The organism is Bradyrhizobium sp. BTAi1, assembly GCF_000015165.1.
Taxonomy (GTDB): Bacteria; Pseudomonadota; Alphaproteobacteria; order Rhizobiales; family Xanthobacteraceae; genus Bradyrhizobium; species Bradyrhizobium denitrificans.
The window spans coordinates 42,047-58,665 of the sequence record NC_009475.1 but is presented as its reverse complement, the minus strand read 5'-3'; the positions used below and the strand labels follow the sequence as shown (position 1 = coordinate 58,665).

General features: G+C 63.5%; 16 protein-coding genes. 1 reads left to right on the top strand and 15 read right to left on the bottom strand.

Going from position 1 to position 16,619, the window contains the following annotated elements:
• From BBTA_RS37200 to BBTA_RS37160, 9 genes are all read right to left on the bottom strand, one after another.
• Positions 1–2,364: an ABC transporter permease gene (locus tag BBTA_RS37200; RefSeq protein WP_011930953.1), complete on the bottom strand. Its 2,364-nt coding sequence runs from the start codon at positions 2,362–2,364 to the stop codon at positions 1–3.
• A gap of 4 nt (positions 2,365–2,368) precedes the next feature.
• On the bottom strand, positions 2,369–3,076 hold the full coding sequence (locus BBTA_RS37195; protein WP_011930952.1) for an ABC transporter ATP-binding protein: 708 nt from the start codon (positions 3,074–3,076) through the stop codon (positions 2,369–2,371).
• Positions 3,073–3,513, bottom strand: coding sequence for a hypothetical protein (locus tag BBTA_RS37190; RefSeq protein WP_011930951.1), 441 nt, complete (start codon positions 3,511–3,513; stop codon positions 3,073–3,075). Before BBTA_RS37190 ends, BBTA_RS37195 begins: the two co-directional genes overlap by 4 nt.
• Positions 3,514–3,526: 13 nt before the next feature.
• Positions 3,527–4,201 carry an isoprenylcysteine carboxylmethyltransferase family protein gene (locus tag BBTA_RS37185; protein WP_041751854.1) on the bottom strand — a complete coding sequence of 225 codons (675 nt, stop codon included), beginning with the start codon at positions 4,199–4,201 and terminating at the stop codon, positions 3,527–3,529.
• Entirely contained in the window at positions 4,201–4,458 is a 258-nt protein-coding gene (locus BBTA_RS37180; RefSeq protein ID WP_011930949.1) for a DUF2933 domain-containing protein, read from the bottom strand. The genes BBTA_RS37185 and BBTA_RS37180 overlap by 1 nt, the downstream gene beginning before the upstream one ends.
• 153 nt (positions 4,459–4,611) lie before the next feature.
• A complete protein-coding gene (locus BBTA_RS37175) occupies positions 4,612–6,504 on the bottom strand; it encodes a DUF4396 domain-containing protein (protein WP_011930948.1) in 1,893 nt (630 codons plus the stop codon).
• Between the two features lie 32 nt (positions 6,505–6,536).
• The gene (locus BBTA_RS37170) at positions 6,537–7,067 is read right to left on the bottom strand and encodes a DUF305 domain-containing protein (RefSeq protein WP_256374725.1); all 531 of its coding nucleotides are present in this window, start codon (positions 7,065–7,067) and stop codon (positions 6,537–6,539) included.
• Positions 7,042–7,641: a cytochrome c gene (locus BBTA_RS37165; protein WP_011930946.1), complete on the bottom strand. Its 600-nt coding sequence runs from the start codon at positions 7,639–7,641 to the stop codon at positions 7,042–7,044. The genes BBTA_RS37170 and BBTA_RS37165 overlap by 26 nt, the downstream gene beginning before the upstream one ends.
• A gap of 51 nt (positions 7,642–7,692) precedes the next feature.
• A complete protein-coding gene (locus BBTA_RS37160; protein ID WP_041751806.1) occupies positions 7,693–7,992 on the bottom strand; it encodes a copper-binding protein in 300 nt (99 codons plus the stop codon).
• Between the two features lie 1,236 nt (positions 7,993–9,228).
• On the opposite strand from BBTA_RS37160, the gene BBTA_RS40515 reads away from it, so the two are divergent.
• The gene (locus tag BBTA_RS40515) at positions 9,229–9,483 is read left to right on the top strand and encodes a hypothetical protein (protein ID WP_041751805.1); all 255 of its coding nucleotides are present in this window, start codon (positions 9,229–9,231) and stop codon (positions 9,481–9,483) included.
• A gap of 90 nt (positions 9,484–9,573) precedes the next feature.
• Here the strand turns inward: BBTA_RS40515 and BBTA_RS37150 are convergent, their stop codons facing one another.
• The 6 genes from BBTA_RS37150 to BBTA_RS37130 all read right to left on the bottom strand — a co-directional run bounded on the left by BBTA_RS37150 (position 9,574) and on the right by BBTA_RS37130 (position 16,542).
• Positions 9,574–10,056 (bottom strand): DUF411 domain-containing protein, encoded by a 483-nt coding sequence (locus tag BBTA_RS37150; protein ID WP_011930942.1) that lies wholly within the window; start codon positions 10,054–10,056, stop codon positions 9,574–9,576.
• A 214-nt stretch (positions 10,057–10,270) separates the two neighbouring features.
• Positions 10,271–10,525 carry a hypothetical protein gene (locus tag BBTA_RS39485; protein ID WP_011930941.1) on the bottom strand — a complete coding sequence of 85 codons (255 nt, stop codon included), beginning with the start codon at positions 10,523–10,525 and terminating at the stop codon, positions 10,271–10,273.
• A gap of 113 nt (positions 10,526–10,638) precedes the next feature.
• Positions 10,639–11,280 carry an NrsF family protein gene (locus BBTA_RS37145; protein ID WP_041751804.1) on the bottom strand — a complete coding sequence of 214 codons (642 nt, stop codon included), beginning with the start codon at positions 11,278–11,280 and terminating at the stop codon, positions 10,639–10,641.
• Entirely contained in the window at positions 11,277–11,834 is a 558-nt protein-coding gene (locus BBTA_RS37140) for a sigma-70 family RNA polymerase sigma factor (protein ID WP_011930939.1), read from the bottom strand. The genes BBTA_RS37145 and BBTA_RS37140 overlap by 4 nt, the downstream gene beginning before the upstream one ends.
• A 68-nt stretch (positions 11,835–11,902) precedes the next feature.
• Positions 11,903–15,112, bottom strand: a complete 3,210-nt coding sequence (locus BBTA_RS37135; RefSeq protein ID WP_011930938.1) for an efflux RND transporter permease subunit — start codon at positions 15,110–15,112, stop codon at positions 11,903–11,905.
• The gene (locus tag BBTA_RS37130; protein ID WP_011930937.1) at positions 15,109–16,542 is read right to left on the bottom strand and encodes an efflux RND transporter periplasmic adaptor subunit; all 1,434 of its coding nucleotides are present in this window, start codon (positions 16,540–16,542) and stop codon (positions 15,109–15,111) included. Before BBTA_RS37130 ends, BBTA_RS37135 begins: the two co-directional genes overlap by 4 nt.
• Positions 16,543–16,619 lie beyond the last annotated feature (77 nt).

Below are 16,619 nucleotides of genomic sequence, written 5' to 3'. Positions count from 1 at the left end.
CTAGTCTCGCGTCTTGAGGACCGCGACGAGGTCCAGTTTGTCGATGCGTTCGCGGATCACCGCCGCGGAGGCGACCGCAGCCAGCACCACCACGGACGTGGCGATGACGTAGGTCGAATGCTCCACCACCAGCCGGACGCGCATTAGTTCGCCGGCCAGGTTCGTCTTCATGACCCATGCGAGCCCGTAGCCCATCAGCCACCCTGGCGGCTGGGCGATCAGCGTCAGGATGGCGAGCTCGAGCAGGAGGATGCGTAGCACTTCGCCGCGCGTGAAGCCGAGCACCCGCAGGCTCGCCAGCTCGCGGGCGCGCTCGGACAGCGAAATCCGGGCGTTGTTGTAGACCACGCCGAACGCGATCACGGCGGCGAGCGCAGTGTAGATGCTCGCCATCGTGGTGATGAGGAGCGCGACGGTCTTGCGGAAGTTGGCCAGGGACACGCGCTGCAGCGCCACGCCGCCGACCGTCGGCATGGACTTCACCGCCGCGTAGAAGTCCTCCTTCCGATTCTCGTCGAGGCTGAGGTTCAAGCTGTTCACCACGGGCGCCTCGCGCATCAGCTTCCGAAGCGCCTCGATGTCCATCATTCCCCGGATGCCGAAATAGTCCTCGACGGTGGCCACGATCGGCATCGTCACGGTGCGACGGGCTCCCTCCAGCAGATCGAGCTCGACGGTGTCGCCGGCCCCGACCCCGAGGATGTGACCTAGCATGCTGGAGATCGCGAGGCCCGTCTCCGGAAGCACGACGGGCCGGAGGTCGGCGTCGATGATGCGCCTTAGGTCGGCATCGGCGGGCCGGCCGCTGATCGTGATCCGCCGTTCGACGTTGCCATGGCGGATCCGGACGGGCACTTCGCGGAACGGCTCTGCGGCGAGAACGCCCGGAAGCCGGCTCACCTGCTCCACCACGTTCTCGATCCGCTTCTCGGAAAAGCCGATGGTCGCGTCCTGCCGGTCGGCGAGGAAATAGGTCACGTCGATCAGTTGCTCCATGGTGTCCCGCGTGAACAGCGAGACGACCAGGATCGCGGTGGCGAGCGCCATCCCGAGCGTCGTGAACGCGGCCCGGACGGGATGCCGCGCGATGTTGCGGATCATCATGAGCGTCGGCTGCGATACGAACTGGTCGAGCTGGATGCTCGCCGGCAGCAGCCGCCGATAGACCGGCGGGGCCGGCGGTTGCATGGCGACGGCCGGCGGCAGCTTCACCACTTCGCGCAGCGCCCGCAGCGCGCCGATCGCGGCGGCGGCTGCGCTGAGCGCGCCTGCGGTGACGTACAGGTCCGGCGCCTTCGCGAACACCAGGAAGGGGAAGTGGAAGAAGTCGCCGAATAGCGCGGTGACGCGCAATCCGAGCCAGGTGCCGACGATGCCGCCCAGCGTGATTCCGATCACGACGATCAGGGCGACGAATTTGAAGTAGTGCAGCACGATGCTGCCATCGGAGTAGCCCAGCGCCTTCAGGAGGCCGATCTGCTCGCGCTCGAGCGCGACCAGCCGGGTCAGAGTGAGATTGACGAGGAAGGCGGCCACCAGCAGGAAGATCGGCGGCAGCGTGCGGCTCATGTTGTTGAGCATGTCGAGCTCATGATCGAGCCAGGCATGCGAGGTCTGATCCTTCCGGCCGTGGGCCGCCTGCCCGCCGTACGGGTCGAGCAAAGCGTCGAGCCGCGCGATCACCTCGCGCTCGGATGCGCCGGGTTGCAGCTTGACCGACACCGCCGAGAAAGCACCGTCGAGATCGTAGACGCCGGCGAGCGCCTTCTCCGACATCCAGACGATGGCGTAGCGGCGGTCATCGGGCATCAGGTCGCCCGGCCCGACGGTGTAGACGAACTCGGGGGACAGCGCCGTACCGACGATGACGAGTTCGCGCTTCTTGCCGTTCAGAATGGCCGAGAACCGCGCCCCTTCCGAGAAGCCGTGGGCCCGGGCGAAGGGTTCGTTGACCACGACTTCTTCGGTCCGTCCCGGCTCCGGAAGGCGCCCGGAGCGGATGTAGAGCCGGTTGAGATGCGGCTCGCCGCTGTCGGGCAGCGAAACGAACTGCGCGCTGGCGGGCTCCGAGAACCCGGGAATGTCCAGCAACGCGAGCTTGGCGATCCGGGTGTCGACGGCGGCGACGCCGGGTATCTCGCCGATCCTGCCGGCGAGCGCCTTGGGGGCGCGCTTCGCCTGCGCGAATACGTCGCCGAAGCCGTAGCGTTCGTAGTACGCGATCCGGGTCTCCTCCAACGATCGATGGGAGCCGACCGCGAGCACCAGCGTTGCCACGCCCCCTCCGACGACCAGCGCGACGGCGAGCACCTGCGCCCAGAGCCGCCTGACGTCCCGGAACAGCTTGATGTCGAGCGCCGTCATGCCGTCACCACGTGAGTTCGGCCGCTTCCCGCCGGGTCTCGTTCTTCTGGATCCTGGAGATCCGGCCGTCGGCGAAGAACAGCACCCGGTCGGCGACCTCTTGGATGCTGGCGTTGTGCGTGATGATGACGGTCGTGGTGCCGAGCTGCCGGTTCACCCCGAGCAGCGCCTCGATGACGCGAATGCCGGTTTTCGAGTCCAGCGCCCCGGTCGGCTCGTCGCAGAGCAGCACCGCCGGGCGTTTCGCGATCGCGCGGGCAATCGCCACGCGCTGCTGCTCGCCGCCGGATAGTTGGGCCGGGAAGTGGTGCATGCGCTCCTCCAGGCCCACCAGAGCCAAGGCGTCCGCGGGACGCATCGGTCGGTTGGAAACCTCCGTCACCAGCGCCACGTTTTCATAGGCGGTGAGGCTCGGCACCAGATTGTAGAATTGGAAGACGAAGCCGACGTGGTCGCGGCGGTACTTCGTGAGCTCGCGGTCTTCCAAATCGGTCAGGTCGAGGTCGCGGAAGAACAACCTGCCGCTGGTCGGGCGGTCGAGACCGCCCATGATGTTCAGCAAGGTCGTCTTGCCGCTGCCGGACGGACCCAGCAGCACCACGACCTCCTTCTCGGCGATCTCGAGATCGACGTCGTTCAGGGCATTCACCTTCACCTCCCCGGAGACGTAGGTCTTGGTCAGTCCTTTCGCCGTGAAGACGGGCTGCGTCATGAACGGGCCGCCTCCCACGCGAAGGCTGCCAGGCTGAACGCCCATGCCAGCGCCATTCCCAGCAGCACCCACTTGAAGTCGGAATCGATCATGAAGTTGACGGCCGTCATCCAGCCTATCGACGCTGCGCCGGCGACCGTGGCTCCGGCCGCAGCGAGCGGATGGTGGTCGCGGAAGGACGTGGCCGCCAAGGTGATCGCGAGAACGCCGGTGGCGACGATGTAGCCACCCATCACGCGAAACACGTGAACGAGCCACGATCCCAGCCTGTCTCCGACCAGTTGCAGCTCGGCCGGGGTCAGCTTCACGAACCTGACGTCCTCGGGCAGCAGCGAGGGCCGGACGAACAGGAAGTAGAGGCCGACCCCGATCAGTAGGACTCCCGATCCGGCGAGCAGGAGGGAGGAAAGCGTCCACCGAGCTCCCGCCTTGCGCATCGGACCGCCCCCATCAGCCGTGGCGGTAGTCGCTCGAAGGTGCCCGTCCCAGAACACGACCGGGCTTCGGAATGAACGCAGGCACCTCGGTGGCGTACCGGTCGTATGCGGCGCCGAACTGCGCTCTCGCATCCCGCTCCTCGCCGCGCGCCAGCTTCACGTACATGACGGTCAGCACCGGAAACATCGCCAGCGTGAGGATCGTCGGCCACTGCAGCAGGAAGCCGAACATGACGAGGATGAAGCCGACGTACTGCGGGTGCCGGACGTAGCTGTAGGGGCCCGTGGTCGCGAGGCCGCAGGTCTGCTGCGCATCGTACAGCACTCTCCACGCGGCGGAGATCAGCACGAAGCCCGCGCCGATGAAGATGAAGCTCAGAATGTGGAACGGCCCGGCGTGCGGATTGGTCTTCCAGCCGAACATCATCTCGAGCAGGTGGCCGGCATCGTGCGAGAACCAGTCGACGTTCGGGTAGTGCGACTGCAGCCAGCCCGAAAGGAAGTAGATGGTGAGCGGGAAGCCGTACATCTCCACGAACAGCGCCACCAGGAAGGCGCTGAAGGCGCTGAACGAGCGCCAGTCGCGCGAGGTCTGCGGCTTGAAGAAGCTGTAGGCAAACAGGATGAAGACCACCGAATTCACGATGACCAGACCCCAAAGGCCGTAGGCTGGCGCCGTATCGTGCATCACTTGCTCCTTCCGTCCGTCGGCTGGTTTTCGGCGTGATGATGGCCGTGGCCGCCGTGGTGCATGAACAGGTGCATCAGCGGGCAAGCGAGCAGCGGCAGCCAGATCAGAAGCCCAAGCACGTGCGCCCTATGTTCGGTGAACAGCAGCGCGCCGGCGATGATCAGGAATCCGATCAGAACCAAGCCGGCCTTGGATTTAGTGGACATGCCCTGTTGAGGGCGTTCTAGATGCGCGGGATGGTCCTGCACCGACATGGGTTGCTCCTATCGCGTTGACCGGAGCTTAGCGGCGCCGTTGCCATAATTGTTGAGCTAGATCAACGGCGCGCCCTGAATCCTCGGTCGCCGCCAATGACGCAAGCTCCCAATTCCGTCACGCAGGCAGCTGTCGCAGTCGTCGGCCGCGATTCAGGACTGAACATCCAGAACCAGCATCAACCCACCTCCCCCCTTCTGCTCGACGTTGTTGTTGGCGGTATGGTGCGGGATGTGACAATGCACCAACCACTTGCCCGGCTTACGCGCCGTCCAGATCACGTCGTAGCGCTGGCCGGGACCGACGTTGACGGTGTCGGCCTGGTATCGCGCGCTGTCCTGCAGGGTCACGCCGTCGACAGCGACGACTTCGAACGGACCGCCGTGAACGTGCATGGGGTGAACAAAATTGTTGTTCGTTCCTATGAAGCGCAGTTTGACGGTCTGTCCGACCTTCATCGGTATCGTATCGGTCGAGGGATATGCCTTTCCATTGATGGTGAAGTAATTCGGAATTTCGCCTTCCATCAGCATCGCAGGATAGGTCAGCCACTCGCGTTTGAGCCACTCCTGAAGCTGGATGGTGTAGTCGACATCTGCCCGGACTTCCGTCGAAGGATCCTTAGGGGCGATCAGTAAAGCCCCGTACAGACCGAGTGCCTGCTGCCGGTCAGGATGGTCGTGGCTATGATAGAAGTACGTCCCATGCTGGCCCACGGTGTATTCGTAGGTATAGGAACCGCCCGACGGAATCGGCTTCTGCGTGATCTCGGCCGGCCCATCCATCTCGTTCGGAACGATCAGCCCGTGCCAGTGTACCGTCGTGCTCTCCGGCAGCGAGTTGTGGAAGTTGATCCGAACGTGGTCCCCCTCCGTTAGCTCAAGGCGCGGTCCTGGTATCTGCCTGTTGTAGGCATAGGCCTCCACGGCGACGTCGGGCAAGATGTGCCATCGGATCACCGAGGCCTCGATGTCGAAGACCTTGAGGCCGTTCTCGATCCTCGGCTCGAGCGCCCGATCTCCGCGCGCGTCGGCCGGTGCGTCGTAGGATACCTGCCGCGGCGGGACCGCAGCCATATCCTTCATCGCTTCCGCCGGCAGATCGAAGGTCTTGATCATGCCTGGCGGCATGATCGCGCCCTGTACGTCTCGGGCGCTCAGCCGCAGATTGACCGAGAAGCCCGGTAGCACCATTCCCGAAATCAACAAAAAGCCGGTCACTCCGGCGAGTGCGGCGAGCTGCGGCGTCGTCGCCTCCGGCTTCATGCCGTGACCGCCATGCGATCCATGGCCGCTCGCTCCATGGTCGTCGGGGCCCTCTGCACCGTGCTGCGCGCCACGACCGCCATCCTGATGGCCGCTCCCGTGCTTTTGGGGTTTCGGGGGCTCGGTCATGAGGCCATGCTTGATGCCCTTCTTCACCATCCAGACGTTGAACGGGTAAGCCGTCGCGAATCCGACCATCACGCCAAAGGACATCACGCCCCAGAAGACGAGTTCGAACGGATCCATCGCCCGCATGTCGCGGCCCATCATCAGTAGGCTCATCGTGGGGGCCATGCCGGCCATCATGGCGTTCATGCTGATGAACTCCGGCATGAAGCTCATCTTCACGTTCTGCCAGTACGTGCCGCCCATTATCCGCTTCATGAAAAGCGACTGGAAGATAAACAGACCGAACGAGAAGCCGGCCACGTACTCGACGATGAGGTCGATCCACATCGGAAGGCCGAGCGAAGCCGTGACTACGGCGGCAAGGATGATGCCGGTCGCATCCCCCGCGACGCAGTGGATCGTGCTGCCGACCCCCTGCTTCCAAAGAGGCGACGTGAACTTCTCATGTTCGCCTGGGCGAGGCTCCTTGTCCGCCAGCACGTAGAGCAGGAGACCGAAGGGGCCCATGTATAAGGTGACAAGAATGAAGCCACACTTCATCACCGTTGGTTCGGGATTTCCGGCGAACTGGTCGTAGGCGACGTAGGCGGTCGCTGCCGCCGCGAGGACGAACCAGCCGATCAGATAATAATCGTAGGGAAAGGCGATCATCGTGGTCCTCGCGATGGCAGGGAGGGTCGGAGTCACTTGTCGTGCTTGGCGATCCACTCGTTGAGCATCTTCTGCTCCTCCTTCTGCTCCTTGATGCCTTTTTCCGCCATCTTGCGGATCATCGGGTCCTTGGTCTCTTTCAGCACGACCTCGTTCATGTCGATTGCGCCCTGGTGATGGGCGACCATCATCTTCGCCCAGGCTTTGGTAGCGTCCGAATCCTTCATGCCGCTTTGCATGTCGGAGTTCATTTTGTCCATGGCCTGTTTGTAGCCGCCCATCGCGTCTTCCGCCGATGCCGCTGCGGCGAAGGATAGGAGCACGGCGATGGCAGCGACGCTGTTGGTAAATGTCCTGTTCATGAGATCTCCTCGATTCGAGTTGCGTCCAATCGCAACCGTTCGCAACGGGTGTTGTTCCTTGTGCTTCGAACTCGCCCGCATGCGAGTAACTCCCGCATGCTGGCGAGCGTAGTCGTCGCCGCTGCCGACAGCGACCTCGGTATTTCGGGAAAGCGCAGGCGTCCGATATGCTCGGTTACTGGTTCTCCTGGTGGCCGTGATCGTGTTCGTGCCCGCGACCGTGATCCTCGCGCGGATGCTGGTGAGCGGAGTGATCGTGACTTGAAGTCTGGCCGCCGCCCGTCACCTGCACGTAGTTGTCGGCGGTCATGCCCGGCAGCGTTCGGGCAAAGGCCACGATTGACCAGATTCGCTCGTCATCGTGGGTCGGCCCGAACGCCGGCATGCCCGTCATCCGAATGCCGTTCTTGACGATCCAGAACATCTCCGAAGTCGACCAGCCCGGCCCAGTATCTTCGAGACGCGGTGGCCGCGGATTGAGGCCAACCCCGATCTCACTCGGCTCCTTGCCCGGAGCGCCATGGCAGGTCGAGCACATCTCCTCAAAGTCGCGCGCTCCCTTCGGCGCGAGCGTCGCGAGGTCTTGCGGCACCTGGATTCGATCTGCGGCGGCGCGCGTTTGCACCGATTGCCGCATGATTCGGTGCAATATGCTTCGCTCGCCGGGGAGGTTCGGCGCAAGGGCCGCGACGTCGTAGGCACCGCTCCATGCGACGAGCGCGCCGCTGAGCAGGATCAGACAGATAGTCGCCAGAGCGCCCCAGATAATCTTCATTCTTGACTTCTCTCGGCGTTGGAGGCGGAGGAAACGGCCTCCGCCGGGTCGTTATTTCTTTTCGATACGGGTGACGACGTAGCCGGACGTGTCCTGATCGATGTCGAACTTGACGTTGTCGCCAGTCTTCAGCGCTTTCAGCGCTGCCGGATCCTTCACGCGATAGATCATCGTCATGGGATCGGGCATGTCGAGCGCCTTGATCGGCCCGTGCTTGATCGTGACCTTTCCGGCTTCGGTGTCGATCTTCGTCAGTTGTCCTGTTGCGCTCGCGCTCTCGGCGTAGACGGGTGCAGAGTACAGGCTCAGGACGAACGCGACGGTAGTCAGGCTCTTCATCGGGGTCTTCATCAGATACTCCTTTGCTTTGGTTGCGGTTTGCCATCCTAAAGGGCGGGTCACATCTTCATCCCTTTCATCGATCCGCCGCGATTGGACGTAGGATTAGGCAGGCTCTTGTGGACCAGGTCCCGCCAGAGCAATTCGTTGTAGGCCGCCTGAAGGCCGCAGTTGCTGAGCAGCTTGACCCGTATGGCGATTTCGACGTCCAAAGTCCGGCGGAGAAGTCGTTTGACCGTCTCGTCGGCGACGAGTGCATCGCCGGCATCGCGGATCGAAATTGATGATGCTGCTGGCGATGTCCGCCACCGCGCTCATGCCCACGTCCGGCGAGAACGTCGCGCAGGCGGACGCATCCGGGGTCCGCGCCGACCAACGCGTCGCCGGAACGCATCCTCCGAGTACGGCAGCGGCCATACCGATGTCCGTCAGCGCCCGACGACGCCGATGATCAAGTCCTTTCGCGACCGAACGAACGGCGGCGAGATCCGCCCCAAGCTGCGCTAGCATGTCTTTTCCTGAACTGAGGATCGGCCAAACGACGAAGAGCCCTTGACGAGCGCTGCGCCACGTCTTCACGACGGTTCAGGAATTGGGAGGACGGTAGGGAGTGGGAAGCGGATCGTCCGCCAGACGCCGATATGTCTCAGCCGCGCATCGCGAGGCTGGAGCCGATGGTACCGACAGATCGATTATGAACGCCGGCAGAGCGGTCACGCAAACCATGCCGCAGCAGGTCCCGCCAGATTTTTGATGATGTTCCGCCGGGCCGGTCCCGTTTGGTGCGGAGCCGGTAACGAAGTGTTCCCTCGCGTCCGACAGGGAGGATACGGCGACGTCGGCATGATGGTGGGCGTGACCGTCGAGATGCGAGTGCACAGCCCTCTCTTCGTGCACTTGGAAGATGCCAAATCCTTGCTCGTTCTCCGTGAGGCAAGGAGCTGCAAGCGGCCCATCGGAGAAGGCAAAGGCCAGCGAAGGCGTCAACACACAGAACATATAGACGAGCGCGAGCAACCGCCCCGCCTTGATTCGCCCTGCTTTGGTCAACCGTACCAACATTCCAAGCTCATCCAGTCGAGCCGGAGGTTCTCCGAACCTAAACCCGACCCAGGCCAAATGGTTTCAGCCGAGTTACCCGCATATTCCTTGGGTTCGGTTCCCCGAATTGCCGCCCAAATTGAGATGCATCAATGTCCGTCTCCGGTTCTCTGTTTGGATGTATCACCATTCATCAGGAGAACGGACATGATCACCAGAACACTGATTGCCATCGTTGCCGCCGCCGCGCTTGCTGTGCCCGCGATGGCGCAGAGCACGGATACGGAAAAGAACGGTCACCACTATAACGGCGGCCCGAAGACCGAGGTCCCCCATCATATGGGCAAGAAGGAAACGGACAAGGTCGTCTCCTCCAAAGAGACGGTCGGCGCGTCTGGAGGCCATCACTACACTGGCGGCCCTGCCACTTCGTCGCCGCACCACATGGGCGACAAGAAGTAACGATGCGTTCGCCCAGTCGCGCCGGCGCCGAGCCGTCGCGGACGGGCGCGGCACCTTCGGTCCGTGGGCATTGGCACGCCTGCCACGACGTCAGCCGATCGCTCTGTCTCCGACGAACCGCATGAACGGCCTCTGTCCGTCGGCTCCGAACAGCATCACCGAATAGGGCGCTGGCCGGCCGCCTTCCATTCCGGGTGATCCGGTCGGCATGCCGGGGACCGCGACGCCTTTCGCATTCGGACGTTCGGCCAGCAGCCGGCGTATGGCCGCCGCGGGCACGTGCCCTTCGACGACGTAGCCGACGACCTCGGCGGTGTGACATGCTGTCAGGTCCGCCGGGACGCCGAGGCGGGTCCTGACCGATTCCAGATCGGTGGTCTGGTCCACCCGTACAACAAACCCGGCGTCCCGGAGGTGCTGCACCCAAGCCGAGCAGCAACCGCAGTTCGGATCCTTGTGCACCGTTATAGTGAATTCGTCCGCACTTGCGGTGACGGCAGATCTCCGCACGACCACCGCTGCCATGAAGCCTATAAGCAATCGACGTGTGATCGCATATGCGCCATGTCCCATATTCGGCTCCCTTTTTCAGTTCACGCGACCATCGATTCGCCTATGCCCAAGCACGCCATCAACGAGGGCTCGCCTGGCCCTCATACATGAAGGTCATAGGCTTCAGTTCATACATGCAACCGGTGCGCATCTCTTCGATATTAAAGCCGCTTCTGCGAAGGACGTCAGCAATGTCTCGATTGAGATAGCAACCGCCTGAGATGCGCCTCCTACATCAATGGCCCTTCGGGCCACCCTGGTAGCGAACTCCTGAACGGGAGGAAGAAATTGTGGGCGCCAGTGATCCTGCGCGATCATAGGCGAACGCAGCATACGGATCCGCTTGCGAGCCAGCCCTGATCGGAGTGCTCTGCCTGGCCTCATTTGGCCAATAGCTCTTGTCGGTGATAGTTGATCCCGCCTGCGCCGTCGCAGAGATCGCAAGCAGCGGCAGGAAAATGGAAATCGTGAGAAGGTGCTTTGTTGACATGTTCCGGCTCCATGACGTTGGAAGCGCGTGCGTGCGCTTCTAAAGATGAGTTCGGAGCGGAATATCAGCAAGTTACATACTCACGCCGACGTGAAATCCATCCATTGCGCTACTCACCAACGCAACAGCCGCGGTCCCAATGCTGCGCCCGCGAGGGTGCACAGCACAATCGTTCCGCCGTACCAGAGCGCAATGAACGGCAGGGAATCGTCGGTGCAATGGAGCGCATAAGACATCGCGCTCACGCCTCCGGCGACGAGACCGGCGAAAGCGCCCGCACGCACCAGATTCGTTGGCGCCGCTTTGCGCACCGCCCAAATCGAGACGGCAAAGGGCACGATCGCAATGATCGGAATCGAGAGGAGGCATTCGAGCCAATCGTCGCCCACGATCATCCGTCCCCAATGCGCGGGGGGCGCGGACCAAAGGCTGATTGCGGCGAGAACCACAACGGCGAGAAACGGCGCGGCGACGAAGAGGGGTGAAATCATTCGTTCGCCGCCCGGGCGCGCCAGCCGCATCAAGTAGATCATCGCGAGACCGACTACCCCGATCGCGAAAGCCAGCTTGATCGCGAGATAAATCAGGGCGCGGGTAGTCGTCGAGTCGGGCCTGAAGCCCAGGCCGGCAAAAGCAATGCCTAAGGCCGCGACCGTTGCGCCGGCAATTGCCACAGAAAGCGTGCGAACGACCGCATTGCGATCGACCGGCTCAACGTTCGTGCTCAGAAGCGCAACCAGATCATCTGTCTTCATGTTCGCGTGTCCCGGGCAACCAACGCGGCGAGCGCTTTGATCCCGCGGTGAATGTTCACTTTTACACCAGACTCGGAGAGACCGCATCTCCTCGCGGCTTCGGCTACGCTCAATCCATCAAGTTTCACCGCCTCGATCGCGCACTGCATGCCTTTGGGAAGTCGCTCCACCAGCCGCCGGGCGTCATGCGTACTTTCGGCATCGGCACTGTCATCATGTGCCATAACTTCATCGGCCTCGTCGATCGGCACCTCCGCGCGCGACGCGTGATTCCGACGCAGAAAATCGATCAGCTTGTAGCGCGCGATGGCGTGGATCCAAGGCGTGAGCGGTTCCTTCGGATCATAGGTATGCCGCTTGAGGTGGATCGCGAATATGGCTTCCTGGACCAAATCTTCGGCCTCCGCTACCCCCCTGCCGACGGCGCCCAACTTAGCCTTGTAGTAGGCACGCAGCCGACGGCTCAACTGATCGAGCAGCACGCGATGCGATGCAGAGTTACCGTCCAGGCTCGCAAGCATGAGAGCCTTGAGTTCGATTTCGAGGTTCGTCATGCCTCTATCTCGTTAGTTCGGCCGGCCCACGGATTTGGTTACACGTTTATCGAACCGAAAATCTGAGGTCAGAAAGTCTTTGCGCGCTTGGACAAAACGGCGAGCTCGGCAACCTTTTGTGGCGCATCAGGAGCGATCGACGGCACGGGCAGGCCAGAATCGCCCTTGTTCTTCAGCCCAGCCCCCTTCACCAGGCCGAAGATCGCCGGGATGACGATCAACGTCAGGAGCGTCGACGAGATCATGCCACCGATCATCGGCACGGCGATGCGCTGCATGATCTCGGATCCGGTGCCTGTGCTCCACATGATCGGCAGCAGACCCGCCATGATGGCGACCACCGTCATCATCTTCGGACGGACACGTTCCACCGCGCCCACCATGATGGCATCATGGAGATCCAGCCGGGTAAGCGCGCGGCCTTCGACACTGCGCCTGGCCTTCACCTCGGCCAGCGCGTGGTCGAGATAGATCAGCATGATGACGCCGGTCTCGGCGGCGACGCCGGCGAGCGCAATGAATCCGACCGCGACGGCGACCGACAGATTGAAGCCGAGCCACCACATCATCCAGATGCCGCCGACCAGCGCGAACGGCAGCGACAGCATCACGATCAGGGTCTCGGCGATGGCCCTGAAGTTCAGGTACAGCAACAGGAAGATGATGGTGAGCGTCACCGGAACCACGATCTTCAGGCGCGCTGCAGCCCGCTGCAGGTATTCGTACTGGCCGCTCCAGACCACGTAGTAGCCGGCCGGAAACTGGATGCTGTCGTTGACCGCGCGCTGCGCGTCGGCGACGTAGCTGCCTATGTCCCGATCGCGGATGTCGACGTAGATGTAGGTGGCGAGCTGCCCGTTCTCCGTCCGGATCGACGTAGGTCCGCGGGCCGGCTCGACCTTGGCCACCTCGCCGAGCGGCACGGCGCCGCCCGCCGGCATCGGCACCAGGATGTCGCTGGCGATGGCTTTGGGATTGTCTCGGAGGTCGCGCGGATAGCGCATGTTCACTGTGAATCGCTGCCGACCTTCGACCGTCGTCGTGACCGTCTGGCCACCGAGCGCGGCCGCGATGGTGTCCTGGACGTCCTGAATCAGGATGCCGTAGCGGGCGAGCGCCTCGCGGTCGGGGACGATCTCGAGATAGTAGCCGCCGATGCCCCGTTCGGCATAGGCGGAGGAAGTCCCGGGCACCGCCTTGATGACGCGCTCGATCTGCTTGGCGAGCCTGTCGATCTCTACCAGGTCCGTGCCCATCACCTTCACGCCGATCGGCGTGCGGATGCCCGTCGACAGCATGTCGATGCGCGCCTTGATCGGCATGGTCCAGGCGTTCGAGACACCCGGAAACTGCAGCGCCTTGTCCATCTCGGCGATCAGGCTGTCGACCGTCACGCCCGGCCGCCACTGCTCCTTCGGCTTCAGGTTGACCACGGTCTCAAACATCTCGGTCGGAGCCGGATCGGTCGCGGTCGCCGCCCGCCCCGCCTTGCCGTAGACCGAGACGACCTCCGGGAAGGACTTGATGATCCGGTCCTGCGTCTGCATCAGCTCGGCCGCCTTAGTGACCGAGATGCCCGGCAGAGTCGTCGGCATGTAGAGCAGCGTGCCCTCGTTCAGCGACGGCATGAACTCGGTGCCGAGCTGGCGGGCTGGCCAGATCGAGACGGCCAGGACGGCTATGGACGCGAGGATCACCAGCGTCTTTGCCCGCAGCACGCCCCTGATGACGGGCCGGTAGATCCAGATCAGGAAGCGGTTGATGAAATTCCTGCTTTCCGGAACGATCCTGCCGCGGACGAAGATCACCATCAGCGCCGGCACCAGCGTCACCGACAGCAGCGCCGCAGCGGCCATCGAGAACGTCTTGGTGAAGGCGAGCGGGCTGAACAGCCGCCCTTCCTGGGATTCCAGGGTGAAGATCGGCATGAACGACACGGTGATGATCAGCAGACTGAAGAACAGTGCAGGGCCGACTTCGGACGCCGCATCGATCAGCATCTGGACGCGGGACTCGCCGGGCTTGGCCCGCTCGAGGTGTTTGTGGGCGTTCTCGATCATGACGATGGCCGCGTCCACCATGGCCCCGATCGCGATCGCGATCCCGCCGAGGCTCATGATGTTCGACCCCAGCCCGAGCAGCTTCATGGCGCCGAACGCCATCAGCACGCCGACCGGCAGCATCAGGATGGCGACGAGCGCGCTGCGGACGTGCAGCAGGAAGACGACGCAGACGAGAGCCACGACGATGCTCTCTTCTAGAAGCGTGTGCTTGAGGGTCTCGATGGCGGCGTAGATCAGGTTGGAGCGGTCGTAGACCGGGACGATCTCGACGGATTTAGGCAGGCTGCTCGCGATCTCCTTGAACCGCTTCTTGACGTTCTCGATCACGTCGAGCGCGTTGACCCCGAAGCGCTGCAGCACGATGCCGCTGGCTACCTCGCCCTCGCCGTTCAGTTCCGCGATGCCGCGTCGCTCGTCGGGACCAAGTTCAACGGTGGCCACATCGCGCAGCAGCACCGGCGTGCCGTTGCTGGTCTTCAGCACGATGTTGCCGAGATCGTTTATGCTCTTGATGTAGCCCTTGCCGCGGATGACGTACTCGAACTCGGAAAGCTCCACGGTCCGACCGCCGACGTCCGCGTTCGACGCGCGGATAGCCTCACGGACCTTCTGCATACTGATGCCGCGGTCGCGCATCCGCTGCGGATCGAGGACAACGTTGTACTGCTTGACGAAGCCGCCGATGCTGGCGACCTCGGCGACGCCCCCGGCCTTCGCCAGCGCGAACTTCAGATTCCAGTCCTGGATAGTGCGCGTGTCCGCGAGGTTCAGTTCCTTGGACATGACGGCGTACTGGTAGACCCAGCCGACGCCTGTGGCGTCGGGCCCGATGGTGGGAGTCACGCCCGCGGGAAGGCGCGAGGCCGCGCTGTTTAGGAATTCCATCACGCGCGAGCGCGCCCAGTAGATGTCCGTCCCATCCTCGAAGATCACGTAGACGAACGACACCCCGAAGAACGAGAAGCCACGCACGACCTTCGATTTCGGCACCGTCAACATGGCCGTCGTCAGGGGATAGGTGACCTGGTCCTCGATCACCTGCGGCGCCTGGCCGGGGTATTCGGTGTAGACGATGACCTGCGTGTCCGAGAGGTCCGGGATCGCGTCGAGTGGAAGGTGGATCAGGGCGTAGAGCCCGGCGGCCGCCGCAAAGCCGGTGCCGAACAGGACGAGAAGCAAGTTGCGCGCGGACCAGGAGATGATGCGGGCGATCATTTGTGCTCTCCATGGGCGTGGCCGCTCGCAGCGTCCGGTGCCGGGTTCGCCTCGGCGAAGCCCTTCAGCGCGGCCTTGAGGTTGCTTTCCGCGTCGATCAGGAAGTTCGCCGACGTCACGACCGACTCCCCATCTTTGAGGCCGTCGCGGATTTCGACGTAGCCGCCGCCCCTACGTCCGAGCTTCACTTCGCGCGGCTCGAACCTGCCTTCGCCCTTGTCCACCAGAACGGCCTGGCGGGCCCCGGTGTCGAGCACCGAGCTATCCGGCACGGACAGGACCGGCGAGCCGTCCGCGGTGTCGATGTCGGCATCGACATACATATCCGGCAGCAAGGCCGCGTCCGGATTGGAAAGCTCGATCCGGACGCGAGCGGTACGCGTGTCGCGGTTCACCTGCGGATAAATCACGGCGATCTTTCCGGAGAAGGTCCGCCCCGCGAAGCTGCGCGCCCGGATCGTCACAGGTTGGCCCACCACGATGTTGCCGAGGTCGCGCTCGGCGACGTCGACGAGGGCCCACACCACCGAGGTGTCCGCGATGCGGAACAGCACGTCGCCGGGGTTGGCCCGCATGCCTTCGATCGCGTTGCGCTCGAGCACGATGCCGTCGCGCGGCGCCGTCCACTGCACCGTGACCGGAGCGACCTTCGACTTCTCCATCGCGGTGATGACCGGCTCCGGAACGTCGAGGTTCGTCAGGCGCTGACGCGAGCCGCGGCCGTAGGCCTCCACGCCCCCCACCACCTTCGAATTGAGCGTCGCGAGATATTCCGCCGCAGCGGAAGCGATGGCCGAACTGTAGACCTCCATCAAGGGCTGGCCCGCCTTCACCCGGGTGCCCGTGGTGACGTCGGCGATCTTCTGCACGAAGCTTTCAGCCCGCATCGCGATCACCGAGATGCGGCGCTCGTCGAGCTGGATCGTGCCGGGCGCCTTCACCGCCACGCTGATGCTGCGCCGCTCGGCGGGCTCGGATTTCACGCCCGTGCGCTGGATCTTGCCAGGCGAAAGCTTCACCGTGCCGTCGTCGGTCTCGTCGCCTTCGTACACGGGGACGTAGTCCATCCCCATCGGATCCTTCTTAGGCACCGGCGATGTGTCCGGCAGTCCCATCGGATTCCGGTAGTACAGGACCTTTCGGGAGGCGTTCGCCTGTTGCGGCTTCGCCTTCGGCGGCTCGGTCGCCGGCCCGTCCTCGTCGTAGACGGGCACGTAATCGCGGCCTTGCGCATCCTTTTTCGGCACCGCCGACCAGGACGGAGCTCCGCCGGGATCTCGATAGTAGAGCGGCTTCCGGTCTGCGGCGGCCGCCGAAATGGTTAGGTCGGCATGGGCCGGCCAGCGCCCGCCGCTGGCGTACCAGTAGCCGACCAGAGCCAAGGCTCCGCCCAGCGCGAGGGTCGTCGTCAGTAGACGCAGCGTCTTCATGGTGTGTTCCGCGCGCGATCAGGCGCGTCCGTGTGATCGAGAAAAGGAGGACATCGGGCGCCGCCGAGCGGCGCCCG